Below are 13,442 nucleotides of genomic sequence, written 5' to 3'. Positions count from 1 at the left end.
GGAGGCGAATTCTACAGCGTTACTCGCTGCTGTCAACACCTCTTTTTCTCCGCTTTCGACCGAGAAGATCGAACCGTCAAAAGAGCCACACAACACCGCTCTTTCAACTCCTTCTGGGCTTCGATGAGCTGAAGCAACTCGCTGTCGAAAACTGCGTAACTCTTTGTTTACCAAGGAGTTTTCCGTTTCGACTGCGCCGGAAGTGGGGCGAATTATAGACTTCCAGAATCTGCCGTCAACCCCTAATTTAGCCTTTCTATCAGGATGCTCAAAATCACTGCTTATATATAGACGCGAACACCTTGAATGCGCAGTATATTGCCCAACACTAGAACAATACGTTCGTTTCCTGCCTTGGACGATGCCACGCAATGAATGACCACCCCCGCAGCCTTGCCTCGACCCTGTTCTCGGTTGGCCTGCTATTGATAGCCATGGCGTCGATCCAGTCCGGAGCCTCCCTGGCCAAAAGCATGTTCCCGGTTATCGGTGCGCAGGGGACAACGACCCTGCGGTTGATTTTCGCCAGCGTAATCATGCTGATACTGCTGCGCCCATGGCGTGCGAAGCTCACCGCGAAATCCTTGCGCACGGTCATTGTCTACGGGATGGCACTCGGCGGCATGAACTTCCTCTTCTATATGTCCCTACGCACAGTCCCATTGGGAATCGCGGTAGCGCTGGAGTTCACCGGGCCGCTGGCGGTCGCTATTTATGCCTCACGTCGCGCGATCGACTTTTTATGGATCGCACTGGCCGCCATCGGGTTGCTGTTATTGATACCCACGGGAGCCACGACTGCCGGTATCGATCTGGTCGGTGCGGGTTATGCCTTGGGGGCCGGAGTCTGCTGGGCCTTGTACATTCTATTCGGCCAGAAGGCCGGTGCAGACAATGGCGTACAGACTGCTGCACTGGGCGTCATGATTGCCGCACTGTTCGTAGCGCCTATCGGTATTGTGCATGCCGGCGCCGCGCTGCTGACGCCATCACTGATTCCCATAGCGATCGGCGTCGCCCTGTTGTCCACTGCCCTGCCCTATACGCTGGAGATGGTCGCCCTGACCCGAATGCCAGCCCGCACCTTCGGCACGCTGATGAGTATTGAACCTGCGATCGGTGCCCTGTCAGGTCTGTTGTTCCTCCATGAATACCTCTCACTGTCACAGTGGATGGCTATCATCTGCATCATTCTGGCTTCCGTCGGCGCGACCATGACCATGGGCGGTGCCGCCAAACCTGCGGTTGCCGCGGATTAATACAGGATTTGACGAAGGTCTGGTATTTACCGCGCAATTAGGCCATGTTTAGGCCCGTAACCCAGTGTCAGACATGGATTTTTCACGATAGGGATATAAGAACGCTTCAAGCTAAAGCGAACACGGCCAGACCCGGGCGCAAAGATCCGGGGACGCTATAAGGACAGCAATGAAACGAATTTTGATACTGATCGCCGTACTTGCAGTTGCGGGCTGCGCGGCGACTTCGGAAACTCATACCAAACGTGGCAAGAAAGGATTGCATATCAACTGTTCCGGGCTGTCGTCATCCTGGGACAAGTGCTACACCAGCGCAGCCAACTCCTGTGCGCCCAAGGGATACAAGGTCATCGCAAAATCAGGGGATGGCGTGGAAGAACCTGGCGATTATCCGTTTGGTCTCAACCCGGCCGGCTATACCAGCCGCAGCATGATCGTCATCTGCAAATAGGCCGTCACTTCAGGTCCGCGGACCGGCGATCTGACGGCTGATCTCATCGTAACTGGACTTCAGTACCGTGCGCTGGATGTCAGGGGTGGCGAGCATTCGCGCCACAACCAACGCACCGATGCATTGCGACAGAATCGCCCATGCCAGGCTGTCGCTCTCCAGAATCCGCGACCAACTCTCTTGTAGCCGACAAATCCAGTTCTCCGCCTGCTGCCGGACCAGCACGTCTGAACGGGCTATTTCGGCGCCCAATGCCGGCAAGGCGCAACCCGACTCCGGGTGTTCGACATGGGACATGCTCAAATAATGCTTCAGGCAGCGCTCGAGCCTATCACGATCCTGATCCGCCCCCAATCGTTCCAGACTTTGAACCAGCTCACGCTCGACAATTGAAGCGAACAGCTCATCCTTCGACGAAAAGTGGCTGTAGAAAGCCCCACCACTCAAGCCGATTGCCTTCATCAAGGCGTCGACACCGACTGTTGCGAAACCCGACTTCTTCGCCGACAACGCACTGCTTTCCAGCAGCTTCTGTTTGGTTTCCAGTTTGTGATTGGCCGAGTAACGCATTGCCTTGCCCTCAGTATTGATCATCTTGACGCCTGCCGAATCGTAGCATAACGTTCGTTTAGTTAACGATCGTTTAGCAAAGAGAGCAGCCCATGAATAATAAGAAGGTCGTACTGGTTGTCGGCGCCGGTGATGCTACTGGTGGAGCTATTGCCAAACGTTTTGCTGAAGAAGGATTTGTCGCCTGTGTCACCCGGCGCAGTGCGGACAAACTCCAGCCATTGGTGGACACCATCAAGGCCGAGGGCGGTGAAGCCCATGGTTTTGCCTGTGATGCGCGCAAGGAAGAGGACGTGATTGCGCTGGTCGAGCAGATTGAAAGCCAGATCGGTCCCATCGAAGCATTTGTGTTCAACATCGGCGCAAATGTGCCGTGCAGCATTCTCGAAGAAACCGCTCGCAAGTATTTCAAGATTTGGGAAATGGCCTGTTTCTCAGGCTTTCTCAATGCCCGTGAAGTGGCCAAGCGCATGGCCAAGCGTCAGCGGGGCACGATTCTGTTTACCGGCGCGACTGCCGGCCTGCGGGGTGCCGCCGGATTCGCAGCATTCGCCGGTGCCAAGCACGGCATTCGCGCACTGGCTCAAAGCATGGCCCGCGAACTGGGGCCGATGAACATTCACGTTGCCCACGTCGTCGTCGACGGCGCTATCGACACCGACTTTATCCGCGACACCTTTCCCGAGAAGTACGCCACCAAGGATCAGGATGGCATCCTCAATCCCGAACACATCGCCGAAAACTACTGGTACCTGCACAGTCAGCCCCGTGACGCCTGGACCTTCGAGCTGGACCTGCGCCCCTGGAGCGAACGCTGGTAAGCCTCCCCCAATAACAATAAACAGAGCGCATTGAACATGAGCAAAACCGTTGAGTTCTACTTCGACCTCGGCAGCCCTGCCACCTACCTGGCCTATACCCAACTGCCGAAAATCTGCGAGCAGACAGACAGCCGACTGGTCTACATCCCGATGCTGCTGGGCGGCGTTTTCAAAGCCACCGGCAACGCTTCCCCCGCGACCATTCCGGCCAAGGGCCTCTATATGTTTCAGGACCTGGACCGCTACGCCAAACGTTATGGCGTGCCACTGAAGTTCAATCCGCACTTTCCCATTAATACATTGATGCTGATGCGCGCCGTCACTGGCATGCAGTTACGCCATCCCGAACGCTTTCAGGCATTCATCGACTGCCTGTTTAAAGCGCTTTGGGTCGAGGGACGCAGCCTCGATGACCCGGCGACCGTCGCGTCAGTTTTGACGCAGAACGGCTTTGACCCCAACGAAGTGCTGGCCCTGACCGCCGATGAAGACGTCAAGGCCGCGCTCAAGGACAACACCGAGAAAGCGGTGCAACGCGGCGTGTTCGGCGCCCCCAGCATGTTCATCGATAACCAGCTGTTCTTCGGCCAGGATCGACTGGACTTCGTCATTGAAGCCCTGCGTTAAATCTCGATGACCAACCGCCCCTGAGCCGCTCCGCAAAACTGCAGCTCATGGGCGGCCTCGGCGGTTTGCAGAGTGAACGCCCGAGGATCCATTAACGGCTTCAGCTTGCCCGCCTCGATCAAGAGAGCCGCCTCACGAAGAATCTCCCCGTGACGCTCGCGCCCCACGCCGGTGAGTAACGGCAATAACGTAAATACGCCGGAATAGGTTGCGCCACGAAACGAGAGCGGCGCCAAACTGTGCTGCCCCCAACCGAGGCAACTCAACACATGACCGTGATAAACCCGTACAGCCTTGAATGACGCATCCAGGGTCTCACCGCCCACCGTGTCGTAGACGATATCGAAGCCCTCCCCATCCGTGTGTTGCGCTACATATTCCTCGACCGAAGACTGGCGATAGTCGATAAACGTCGCACCGAAGCCTTCGATGATTGCCTGATGCCTGGCAGAACCGGTGGCAAACACCTGGGCACCGAAGGCGCGGGCTATTTGCACCGCCACATGCCCCACACCACCCGCACCGCCATGAATCAGCACCTTCTGCCCCGCACGCACCCGCGCCCGGTCCACTAACCCTTCCCACGCCGTAATCAACACCAACGGCAACCCCGCCGCCTCACGCATACTCAAATTGCCTGGCTTGCGCGCCAGCAGTCTGGCATCGATTGCTGCGTACTCCGCCAACGAACCCTGCGCCCCGCCAATGCCGGTGGCCATGGCATAAACCTCATCGCCCGGTAGCCATCCACTGACCCCCTCCCCCAACGCCTCGATGGTTCCCGCCAGATCAATGCCCAACACCGCCGGCAATGACTGACGTGCATGGGCGGCCTGGCCCGAACGGATTTTCCCGTCCAGTGGATTTACCCCGCTGGCTTTGATCCGGACCAATACCTGCCCTGCTTCAGGCACCGGTCGTTGAATGGAAACCAAGCGTAGCGGCGCGTTGGCCGAGTCGACAATCAGAGCGCGCATTTCAAGTGAGTCAGTCATTTCGCATATTTCCGTCAGAGGTGGCTGTGGGATAAATCTTCGGCCAACCGACTCATGCTGATAAGACGCCAAATAGCTATAGTAACCATGCCTATCCGGCATCAATGAGAACTCCCCGTGGACAAACTCAATGCAATGGCGATCTTCGTAAGGGTCGTCGAACGCGGCAGCTTTTCTGCCGTTGCCCGAGAGATGCAGACCAGCCAGCCCACCATCAGCAAAGTACTCAAGGCGCTGGAGACCGGGCTGGGCGGAAAACTGATTGCCCGCAGCACCCGCCAGCTTTCCCTGACGGATGAAGGCCAGCGGTACTACAACGAATGTCGACAAATCCTCGCGGCCGTCGATGCGGCCGAGCACAGTTTCCAGTCCGGCAGGGAGCGCATTGCCGGTCACCTGCGCATCGGCTCCTCGGTCAGCTTCGGGCGTTTGCAGATTGCCCCGCGCCTGGCGCAATTCCTTGAGCGCCATCCCGACATAGAAATCGACCTGCAACTGAGTGATCAAAACCAGGACCTGGTCAGCGAAGGACTGGACGTCACCTTCAGAATTGGCGAACTGAATGACAGCGGCCTGATCGCCCGTCACATCGGCACCACCCACCGCGTAACTGTCGCAGCGCCGGCCTACCTCAAAAAACACGGCCAACCGCACACGCCGGCAGAACTGGGCGGGCACAACTGCCTGCAGTTCAATCTGTTGAACAGTCAGAATTTATGGGTTTTCGAGAAAAACGATCAACGCCACGAGGTGCGGATCAAGGGCAATGCGCAAAGCAACAACTCGGAGGCAATCCGCGAGATGGTGCTGGGGGGACTGGGGATTGCGTTGTCGCCGGTGTGGCTGTTCAGCGACGACTTGAAAGCCGGGCGAGTGACTGCGATTTTGCAGGACTACACCGCGCAGTCACTGCCGATGCATGCCGTGTCCCCGGCGAATCGTCGCCAATCCGCCAGGGTCAAAGCCTTTGTCGACTACATGAGCCAGGCGCTGGAAGCAGCGCCTGAACTCAAGCCGATCAGATAGCGGCAGTTCGAGTGTTCAGCCACTCAAGGGCTGCACCGTCGACCAGCGGGCTCAAGCGTTCGCGCACTTCGGCGTGATACGCGTTGAACCACTGCTTTTCGTCCTGAGTCAGCAACGACGGCTCCAGGCAGCGCGTGTCGATCGGGCACAAGGTCAGGGTTTCGAATTTCAGGAACTCACCGAATTCGCTCTTGCCCGCTTCACGGTTCAACACCAGGTTCTCGATCCGCACGCCCCAGCGACCCGGACGGTAGGTGCCCGGCTCGATGGAAGTGATCATGCCCGGCTGCATCGCGGTTTGCGGCGCAGCAACAGCTTGATAGGCAATCACTTGCGGGCCTTCGTGAACGTTGAGGAAATAGCCGACGCCGTGACCGGTGCCGTGACCGTAATCAACGTTTTCCGCCCAGATCGGCGCACGGGCGATGGAGTCCAGCAACGGCGACAAAATGCCCCGAGGGAATTGCGCACGGGACAGCGCAATGACGCCCTTGAGCACTCGCGTGCAATCGCGCTTCTGCTCATCGGTTGGCGTACCGACCGGCACCATCCGCGTGATGTCGGTGGTGCCGCCCAGGTATTGGCCGCCGGAGTCGATCAGCAACAGACCGTCGCCCTCGATCACCGCGTGCTCTTCTTCGGTCGCGTGATAATGCGGCATCGCCCCGTTGGCGTTGAACGCGGCAATGGTGTTGAAACTCAGCGACACGTAATCCGGACGACGCGTACGCGCGGCGGTCAGGTGTTCGTCGATGGTCAGTTCGGTGATGCGCTCGCGGCCCCACGCCGACTCCAGCCAGGCGAAGAATTCGCACAGCGCCGCGCCATCCTGCTCCATGGCCTTACGGATGTGCTCGGCATCGGCCAGGCTTTTCTGCGATTTGGCCAATGTCGTCGGGTTCAGGCCTTCGACCAGCTTCACGCCGCTGTTCAGGTTATCCAGCAAACCGGCGGTGACGCGTGCCGGATCGACTTGCAGGCTCGCGCCGCTCGGCACTGCGCGCAGGGCGTCGGCCACTTCGCTGTAATCGCGCAGGGTCACGCCGTCCTGTTCGAGGATCGCGCGCAGCTCGGCACTGACTTTGCTCAAGGCCACGAACAGGGTTGCCTGTTGTTGGCTGATCAAGGCGAAAGAGACAAACACCGGGTTGAACGACACATCGCCGCCGCGCAGGTTGAACAGCCAGGCGATGTCGTCGAGGGTGGCAATGAAATGCCAATCGGCGCCACGCTCTTTCAACACTTCGCGCAGGTTGGCGAGTTTTTCGCCACGGCTGACCGTCGCCTGAGGCGGCAGGTGCTGATAGACCGGCTCGTTCGGCAGCGTCGGGCGATCGCTCCAGACTTCGCTCAACAGATCGATGTCGGTGCGCAGACGGGCGCCGCGCTCTTCGAGCTTGCTACCCAACGTACGTGCCGAGGCCACGGCCATCACCGCACCGTCTACCGCGACGACGCCGCCTTCAGGGGTTTGCTCGGCCAGCCAGTCCAGCGGGCTGGGTTGACCCGGTTGCAGCTTGACCAGTTCGATGCCGCTGCCTTTGAGTTCCTTGGTCGCTTGCTCCCAATAACGGCTGTCGGCCCAGACGCCGGCGAAATCCGGCGTGACGATCAGCGTGCCCACCGAGCCATGAAAGCCCGACAGCCATTGCCGTCCTTGCCAGTAGCCCGGCAGGTATTCCGACAGGTGCGGATCGGCCGACGGCACCAGCAAGGCGTGAATGCCCTCCCGGCTCATCAGCTCGCGGGTGTGCGCCAGGCGCTCGGGCACCGATCCATTGATCGAAGGCTGCGTACTCATCATGTCTCCTGCTAATCACTTCATCATTATTGTTGAGTGCCGATCAACGTCGGCACTTGAGGCCTTATTGCCAGAATGCCGGGGCACTGGCGCAGGCCGCTTTAATCAGTTGTGCCGCCTGGTCGATGTCCTGCTCGGTCGTGAAACGCCCCAGGCTCAAGCGAATGGTGCGGCTCGCCGAGCGGGCGTCATGCCCCAGTGCCAGTAGCACATGGGACGGCGCATTGCTCGCGGAATTACAGGCCGAGGTCGCAGAAAACGCAATCGATGCGCTCAACGCCGCGGAATTGAACTCGCCTTCACTGAAGGTCAGGCTCAAGGTATGAGGGATGCGCTGGGTCGCGCTGCCGTTGAGGCGAACGCCGGGTATGCCCGACAGGTGTTCGAGCAAGCGCTCGCGCAGGCGCGCAATCGTGGCTTTCTCTTCATCGAACAGTTGCGCGGCCAATGCGAACGCCACGCCCATGGCGGCAATCTGGTGAGTCGCCAGGGTCCCGGAACGCAAGCCGCCTTCATGGCCGCCCCCGTGAATCTGCGCCTGCAAACGCTGTTGCGCGCGAGGCCCGACATACAGCGCGCCGATGCCTTTGGGACCGTAGATCTTGTGCGCCGAAAACGACATCAGGTCCACCAGCAATCGCGCCAGGTCGATGGCCACTTTCCCCGCGCCCTGGGCCGCATCGACATGGAACAACGCCTCGCGGGCCCGCACAACCTCGCCGATGGCGGCGATGTCATTGACTGTGCCCAACTCGTTGTTGACCAGCATCAGCGACACCAGAAAGGTGTCCTCGCGCATCGCTTCGCTGACCGCTTGCGGGGTGATCAGACCTTGCGCGTCGGGCACCAGATACGTCACGGCAACACCGGCATCCTGCAATTGCCTTGCGGTGTCGAGAATCGCCTTGTGTTCGATCTGGCTGGTGATGATGTGCCCGCCGGACACCCCGCGAGCCTGGGCCACGCCCTTGAGGGCGAGGTTATTCGATTCGGTGGCGCCGGAGGTCCAGACGATCTGGTCGGCTTGCGCCCCCACCAGTTGGGCGACTTGCTGCCGTGCCTGCTCGACCGATTGCCGGGCCTGTTGGCCGAATGCATGGGAGCTGGACGCAGGATTGCCGAAGTTCCCGGCAAACCCCAGACACTCGACCATGACCTTGATGACCCGCTCGTCCACCGGCGTGGTGGCGGCGTAGTCGAAATACAACGGACGTTTATTCATAAAAGACTCGCAGAGCTTGTTCCGGGATCAGGTGTTGGCAACCCGTGCGCCAGCAATACCTGATCGGATGCGTTAAGAAAGTACGACTTCACTTGAAAGTGCGTAGGAACGCTCCTGAAGTCGAGCTTAACAGGCATCGGGCAACCGGTTGAAGCAATGCGTCAGCTAAAGCTTTCCAGCATCAACGGATACAGCGAAACCACCAACAACGCGGCCATGCCCCAATTGAACACGCGCAACCAGCGGCGGTCCTTGAGCACGTTGCGCAGCAGCGTGCCGCACGCGGCCCAGACGCCGACGCTCGGCAGGTTGATCAGGGCGAAAACCGCCGCAATCACGATGACGTTGGTGAAATAGCCCTGCATCGGCGTGTAGGTGCTGATGGCACCGATGGCCATGATCCAGGCCTTGGGGTTGACCCACTGGAATGCGGCCGCGCCGAGGTAGCTGATCGGTTTGCTTTCACCGTTCTCGCCGTCGGATACCGGACCGGAATGCGCGATTTTCCACGCCAGGTACAACAAATACGCCGCGCCAACGTAGCGCAGCACGGTGTAGAGCAACGGATAGCTTTGAAACACTGCGCCCAGACCAAAACCCACCGCGACGACCAGGACGAAGAACCCGCAGGTGATACCAAGCATGTGGGGGATGGTGCGGTTAAAGCCGAAGTTCACGCCCGATGCCAGCAACATCGTGTTGTTCGGGCCGGGGGTGATCGAGGTAACGAGAGCGAACAGGGCGAAACCCAGCAGCAGATCGAGCGAGAGCGTCATTGGTGGCAGTCCGTCAGGGTCATTCAGGTATTGACCCTATCGCACGCCTGCCGGGAAACCCATGGACAGTTGGGTGAAACTTCGAGCAGTACAGTCGTTCAGCTTGGGCGACCGTGCAGTTGAACAGTGCGCTCGGCGTTCATTTCGCCTTGTTTGTCGAAGCTGAAGGATTTCTGTGGCAGACCGAGCAATTCAGCTTTTTTCGCGTGGTATTCATCGAAAGACAAACCGCGACGATTCAGCGATTCCAGTGCCAGTTCACGGGTTTCCTCGGCGGTGTAGGGCCGCAGTTCCGGGGATACATGGCTGGCACATCCGGCGAGAACGGAGACGGCGAGCAGCAGGAAAGTGGCGAGTAGAGGTTTCATGGTCTGGCGTCCTGGCATCTGGGTTCGGGGCAATGAACACAGGCTACTCGCGCCTTTGGATGGGCAGAAATCAACGCTCTCGATAGTGGGTATTGAAGCCGAATTACCCCACCTTGTAGGAGCCGGCTTGCCGGCGATGACGACCGTAAGAACACCGTATGACTCTCGGGCCTCATCGCCGGCAAGCCGGCTCCTACAAGGGACGTACATATTTCCTAATGATCTATAAATATCCTGCAATGATCTTTTTGAGGAATAACAAACAGCCTTTATAACAACCCCATCGCCTTACACAACTGTTGCCCACGCAACTGTTTGCCAGGCAACAGTCATTCAACAAACAGTCCTTAAAATCGAACAGCACGCAGTCATCAATGCGCTGCAAGCCACGTAAATCGTGGGCTCGAAGGATTGGTACAGCTCTTGCTCAAGCCCTGTGACTACTCACTGCTCGCTGAGCAACTGTTTAAAAAGGAACTGATCATGTCGCGTCCATTGAAAGTCGTTGCCCTCTCCGGCGGTACCTGGCGTCCGTCCCGCACGTTGGTGCTGACCCAGGCGCTGTTGGCCGAACTGGCCGGGCAATTGCCGATCGAGAGCAAGCTGATCGAACTGGGCGACATCGCCCGGCCACTGGGCGCGGCCCTGTCGCGCCAGGAACTGAGCGCCGACATCGAAGCCGAGCTGCAAGCCATCGAAAACGCTGACCTGCTGATCGTCGCCGCGCCGGTTTATCGCGGCTCCTATCCGGGCCTGCTTAAACACCTCTTCGACCTGATCGACTTGAACGCGCTGATCAATACGCCGGTGCTGCTCGCCGCCACCGGTGGCAGCGAACGGCATGCGCTGGTGCTCGATCACCAGTTGCGCCCGCTGTTCAGTTTCTTCCAGGCGCTGACCTTGCCGATCGGCGTCTACGCCACCGAAGCCGATTTCGCCAATTACCAAATAACCAGTGAGCCCTTGAAGGCCCGCATTCGTCTTGCTGCAGAACGCGCCGCGCCGTTGTTCGGCGTGCACCCCAAAAATCTGCTGAAAATCGCTTAAGGATCTTTTCATGGATGTTTTCTGGTTTCTGCCGACCCACGGCGATGGCCATTACCTGGGCACCACCCAGGGCGCTCGCCCGGTGACGCTCAACTATCTGAAACAAGTCGCGCAGGCCGCCGACAGCCTCGGCTACCACGGCGTGCTGATTCCCACCGGGCGTTCCTGCGAGGATTCCTGGGTCATCGCTTCAGCGCTGGTGCCGTTGACCGAACGCCTGCGTTATCTGGTGGCGATTCGTCCGGGGATTATTTCGCCAACCGTCTCGGCGCGCATGGCCGCGACACTGGATCGTCTGTCCAATGGCCGCTTGCTGATCAACGTGGTCACCGGTGGCGACCCGGACGAAAACCGTGGCGACGGGATCTTCCTCGACCACAGCGAGCGTTATGAAGTCACCGACGAATTCCTGCAGATCTGGCGTCGCGTGCTGCAAGGCGAAGCGGTGGATTTCGAAGGCAAACACCTGCAAGTGCAGAACGCCAAGGCCCTTTATCCGCCCGTGCAGAAACCCTATCCACCGTTGTACTTCGGTGGCTCCTCTGAAGCCGCCCATGAACTCGCCGCCGAGCAGGTCGATGTCTACCTGACCTGGGGCGAACCACCGGCCGCCGTCGCGGAAAAACTCGCTGATGTGCGTGAGCGCGCAGCACGCAACGGGCGCACGGTGAAGTTCGGGATTCGCTTGCACGTGATCGTTCGCGAGACGGCCGAAGAGGCGTGGAAAGCCGCCGACAAACTGATCGAACACATCAGCGACGAGACCATCGCTGCGGCACAAAAATCGTTCTCACGCTTCGACTCCGAAGGCCAGCGGCGCATGGCGGCGTTGCATGACGGACGTCGCGACAACCTGGAAATCGCCCCCAACCTGTGGGCCGGTGTCGGCCTGGTGCGCGGCGGTGCCGGCACGGCGCTGGTGGGTGACCCGCAGCAAGTGGCGGCGCGGATCAAGGAATACGCGGACCTGGGGATCGAGAGCTTTATCTTCTCCGGTTATCCGCACCTTGAAGAGGCGTATCGCTTTGCCGAGTTGGTGTTCCCGCTGTTGCCTGAACCGTACGCGAGCCTGGCGGGGCGTGGCGTGACCAACCTCACCGGGCCGTTTGGCGAAATGATCGCCAATGATGTACTGCCCGCCAAAGCCACAGCCTGACCCACCCTGCCCTTGTAGGAGCAAGCTTGCTCGCGATGCAGTCACCGCGGTTTTCCTGTTGGACCGCGTCATCGTTCATCGCGAGCAAGCTTGCTCCTACAGGGGACGGTGTTGAATTTATTGAGGAACCCCGCGTGACTGCCAAGCCGCTAAGCGCCCTGTTATCCCCCCTGCAAACCGCCCGCCAGTTGGCCGCCGAGTTTGCCTTGACCGCGGTCGAGCGCGACGAACGTGGCGGTACGCCGAAAGCCGAGCGTGACGCCCTGCGCCAAAGCGGTCTGCTCGCGTTGAGCATTCCCACCCAGTACGGCGGCCTCGGCGCCAGCTGGAGTGAAACCCTGACCATCGTGCGCGAGTTCGCCAAGGTCGACAGTTCGATTGCCCACGTCTTCGGTTTTCATCACCTGATGCTCGCCACCGTGCGCCTGTTCGCCCGACCCGAGCAGTGGCAGCCGTGGTTCGAACAGACCGCGCGCAAGAACTGGTTCTGGGGCAATGCCCTCAACCCGCTCGATACCCGCACCGTGGTGAAAAAACTCGGTGGCTGGCGCGAGTTTTCCGGCAAGAAAAGTTTCTGCTCCGGCGCCAGCGATTCGGAAATGCTGATCGCCTCGGCAGTGGATGAAAGCGCCGGCGGCAAGCTGTTGATCGCGGCCATCCCCAGCGGCCGCAGCGGCATCACCCTGCACAACGACTGGAACAACATGGGCCAGCGCCAGACCGACAGCGGCAGCGCTTCGTTCGAACGGGTGCGGGTCGAAGAATCGGAGTTACTGCTCGACCCGGGTCCGCTGAGCACACCGTTCGCCTGCCTGCGGCCATTGATCGCGCAGCTTACTTTTACGCACATGTTCCTCGGCATCGCCGAAGGTGCCTTTGAAGAGGCGCGGCAATACACCCTCACCGAAACCCGCCCATGGCATAAATCCAGCGCTCAGGATGTGCGTCAGGACCCCTATGTGCTCGGCCATTACGGCGAATTCTGGGTCGCGCTCGAAGGCGTTCGTTTGCTGGTGGAACGCGCCGCCGACCTGCTCGACAAGGCCTGGGCGAAAGGCCCGAACCTCAGCGCCGAAGAACGTGGACACCTCGCCACCGCGATTGCCACGGCCAAGGTCGCCGCCACGCGCAACGGCCTCGAACTCTGTAGCCGGCTGTTCGAAGTGACCGGCGCGCGCTCAACTCACGCCTCGCTGCGCCTGGACCGCCACTGGCGCAACCTGCGCACGCAAACCCTGCACGACCCGGTGGATTACAAACTCCATGAACTGGGCGACTGGGCGTTGAACCAGTCCCTGCCGATTCCGACTTTCTATTCATAGC

The 13,442-nt window shown here is 59.6% G+C and carries 14 protein-coding genes; 8 read left to right on the top strand and 6 right to left on the bottom strand.

Going from position 1 to position 13,442, the window contains the following annotated elements; all coding sequences use genetic code 11:
* Positions 1–371: 371 nt before the first annotated feature.
* On the top strand, positions 372–1,259 hold the full coding sequence (gene rhtA / locus IB254_RS22035; RefSeq protein WP_008043004.1) for a threonine/homoserine exporter RhtA: 888 nt from the start codon (positions 372–374) through the stop codon (positions 1,257–1,259).
* Positions 1,260–1,428: 169 nt separating this feature from the next.
* Positions 1,429–1,710 (top strand): hypothetical protein, encoded by a 282-nt coding sequence (locus IB254_RS22030; protein WP_192419429.1) that lies wholly within the window; start codon positions 1,429–1,431, stop codon positions 1,708–1,710.
* 9 nt (positions 1,711–1,719) lie between these two features.
* Here IB254_RS22030 and IB254_RS22025 read toward each other — a convergent pair whose 3' ends face one another.
* Positions 1,720–2,280: a TetR/AcrR family transcriptional regulator gene (locus IB254_RS22025; RefSeq protein WP_192419437.1), complete on the bottom strand. Its 561-nt coding sequence runs from the start codon at positions 2,278–2,280 to the stop codon at positions 1,720–1,722.
* A 92-nt stretch (positions 2,281–2,372) separates the two neighbouring features.
* Here IB254_RS22025 and IB254_RS22020 point away from each other — a divergent pair, with 92 nt between their 5' ends.
* Positions 2,373–3,101 (top strand): SDR family oxidoreductase, encoded by a 729-nt coding sequence (locus tag IB254_RS22020; protein WP_192419427.1) that lies wholly within the window; start codon positions 2,373–2,375, stop codon positions 3,099–3,101.
* 36 nt (positions 3,102–3,137) lie between these two features.
* Positions 3,138–3,728: a 2-hydroxychromene-2-carboxylate isomerase gene (locus IB254_RS22015; protein ID WP_008032600.1), complete on the top strand. Its 591-nt coding sequence runs from the start codon at positions 3,138–3,140 to the stop codon at positions 3,726–3,728.
* On the opposite strand, the gene IB254_RS22010 is transcribed toward IB254_RS22015, so the two are convergent.
* Entirely contained in the window at positions 3,725–4,723 is a 999-nt protein-coding gene (locus tag IB254_RS22010) for a zinc-dependent alcohol dehydrogenase family protein (RefSeq protein ID WP_192419425.1), read from the bottom strand. The genes IB254_RS22015 and IB254_RS22010 overlap by 4 nt on opposite strands.
* Before the next feature lie 117 nt (positions 4,724–4,840).
* Here IB254_RS22010 and IB254_RS22005 point away from each other — a divergent pair, with 117 nt between their 5' ends.
* Positions 4,841–5,749, top strand: a complete 909-nt coding sequence (locus IB254_RS22005) for a LysR family transcriptional regulator (protein WP_318653021.1) — start codon at positions 4,841–4,843, stop codon at positions 5,747–5,749.
* On the opposite strand, the gene IB254_RS22000 is transcribed toward IB254_RS22005, so the two are convergent.
* The 4 genes from IB254_RS22000 to IB254_RS21985 all read right to left on the bottom strand — a co-directional run bounded on the left by IB254_RS22000 (position 5,742) and on the right by IB254_RS21985 (position 9,916).
* A complete protein-coding gene (locus IB254_RS22000) occupies positions 5,742–7,550 on the bottom strand; it encodes an aminopeptidase P family protein (protein ID WP_192419423.1) in 1,809 nt (602 codons plus the stop codon). The genes IB254_RS22005 and IB254_RS22000 overlap by 8 nt on opposite strands.
* A 64-nt stretch (positions 7,551–7,614) precedes the next feature.
* The gene (locus IB254_RS21995) at positions 7,615–8,772 is read right to left on the bottom strand and encodes a cysteine desulfurase family protein (RefSeq protein ID WP_192419421.1); all 1,158 of its coding nucleotides are present in this window, start codon (positions 8,770–8,772) and stop codon (positions 7,615–7,617) included.
* Positions 8,773–8,933: 161 nt separating this feature from the next.
* A complete protein-coding gene (locus IB254_RS21990) occupies positions 8,934–9,548 on the bottom strand; it encodes a LysE family translocator (protein ID WP_008032608.1) in 615 nt (204 codons plus the stop codon).
* 98 nt (positions 9,549–9,646) lie between these two features.
* Positions 9,647–9,916 carry a hypothetical protein gene (locus IB254_RS21985; protein WP_192419419.1) on the bottom strand — a complete coding sequence of 90 codons (270 nt, stop codon included), beginning with the start codon at positions 9,914–9,916 and terminating at the stop codon, positions 9,647–9,649.
* A gap of 483 nt (positions 9,917–10,399) precedes the next feature.
* On the opposite strand from IB254_RS21985, the gene msuE reads away from it, so the two are divergent.
* The 3 genes from msuE (at position 10,400) to IB254_RS21970 (ending at position 13,441) form a co-directional block, all read left to right on the top strand.
* Entirely contained in the window at positions 10,400–10,963 is a 564-nt protein-coding gene (gene msuE, locus IB254_RS21980; RefSeq protein WP_008032612.1) for an FMN reductase, read from the top strand.
* A gap of 10 nt (positions 10,964–10,973) precedes the next feature.
* Positions 10,974–12,119, top strand: coding sequence for an FMNH2-dependent alkanesulfonate monooxygenase (gene ssuD / locus IB254_RS21975; protein ID WP_008032614.1), 1,146 nt, complete (start codon positions 10,974–10,976; stop codon positions 12,117–12,119).
* 134 nt (positions 12,120–12,253) lie between these two features.
* Positions 12,254–13,441 carry an acyl-CoA dehydrogenase family protein gene (locus IB254_RS21970; protein ID WP_032829030.1) on the top strand — a complete coding sequence of 396 codons (1,188 nt, stop codon included), beginning with the start codon at positions 12,254–12,256 and terminating at the stop codon, positions 13,439–13,441.
* The last annotated feature ends 1 nt before the right edge of the window (position 13,442 follow it).

Source organism: Pseudomonas sp. PDM03, assembly GCF_014852385.1.
GTDB lineage: Bacteria > Pseudomonadota > Gammaproteobacteria > Pseudomonadales > Pseudomonadaceae > Aquipseudomonas > Aquipseudomonas migulae.
Note: the sequence above shows the minus strand (reverse complement) of the source record. Positions and strands in the feature narration are given on the sequence as shown.

Excerpts from the sequence above, each read along its gene's own strand:
- rhtA (WP_008043004.1), top strand. The coding sequence starts at position 372 with ATGAATGACCACCCCCGCAGCCTTGCCTCGACCCTGTTCTCGGTTGGC.
- IB254_RS22030 (WP_192419429.1), top strand. The coding sequence starts at position 1,429 with ATGAAACGAATTTTGATACTGATCGCCGTACTTGCAGTTGCGGGCTGC.
- IB254_RS22025 (WP_192419437.1), bottom strand. The coding sequence starts at position 2,280 with ATGCGTTACTCGGCCAATCACAAACTGGAAACCAAACAGAAGCTGCTG.
- IB254_RS22020 (WP_192419427.1), top strand. The coding sequence starts at position 2,373 with ATGAATAATAAGAAGGTCGTACTGGTTGTCGGCGCCGGTGATGCTACT.
- IB254_RS22015 (WP_008032600.1), top strand. The coding sequence starts at position 3,138 with ATGAGCAAAACCGTTGAGTTCTACTTCGACCTCGGCAGCCCTGCCACC.
- IB254_RS22010 (WP_192419425.1), bottom strand. The coding sequence starts at position 4,723 with ATGACTGACTCACTTGAAATGCGCGCTCTGATTGTCGACTCGGCCAAC.
- IB254_RS22000 (WP_192419423.1), bottom strand. The coding sequence starts at position 7,550 with ATGAGTACGCAGCCTTCGATCAATGGATCGGTGCCCGAGCGCCTGGCG.
- IB254_RS21995 (WP_192419421.1), bottom strand. The coding sequence starts at position 8,772 with ATGAATAAACGTCCGTTGTATTTCGACTACGCCGCCACCACGCCGGTG.
- IB254_RS21990 (WP_008032608.1), bottom strand. The coding sequence starts at position 9,548 with ATGACGCTCTCGCTCGATCTGCTGCTGGGTTTCGCCCTGTTCGCTCTC.
- IB254_RS21985 (WP_192419419.1), bottom strand. The coding sequence starts at position 9,916 with ATGAAACCTCTACTCGCCACTTTCCTGCTGCTCGCCGTCTCCGTTCTC.
- msuE (WP_008032612.1), top strand. The coding sequence starts at position 10,400 with ATGTCGCGTCCATTGAAAGTCGTTGCCCTCTCCGGCGGTACCTGGCGT.
- ssuD (WP_008032614.1), top strand. The coding sequence starts at position 10,974 with ATGGATGTTTTCTGGTTTCTGCCGACCCACGGCGATGGCCATTACCTG.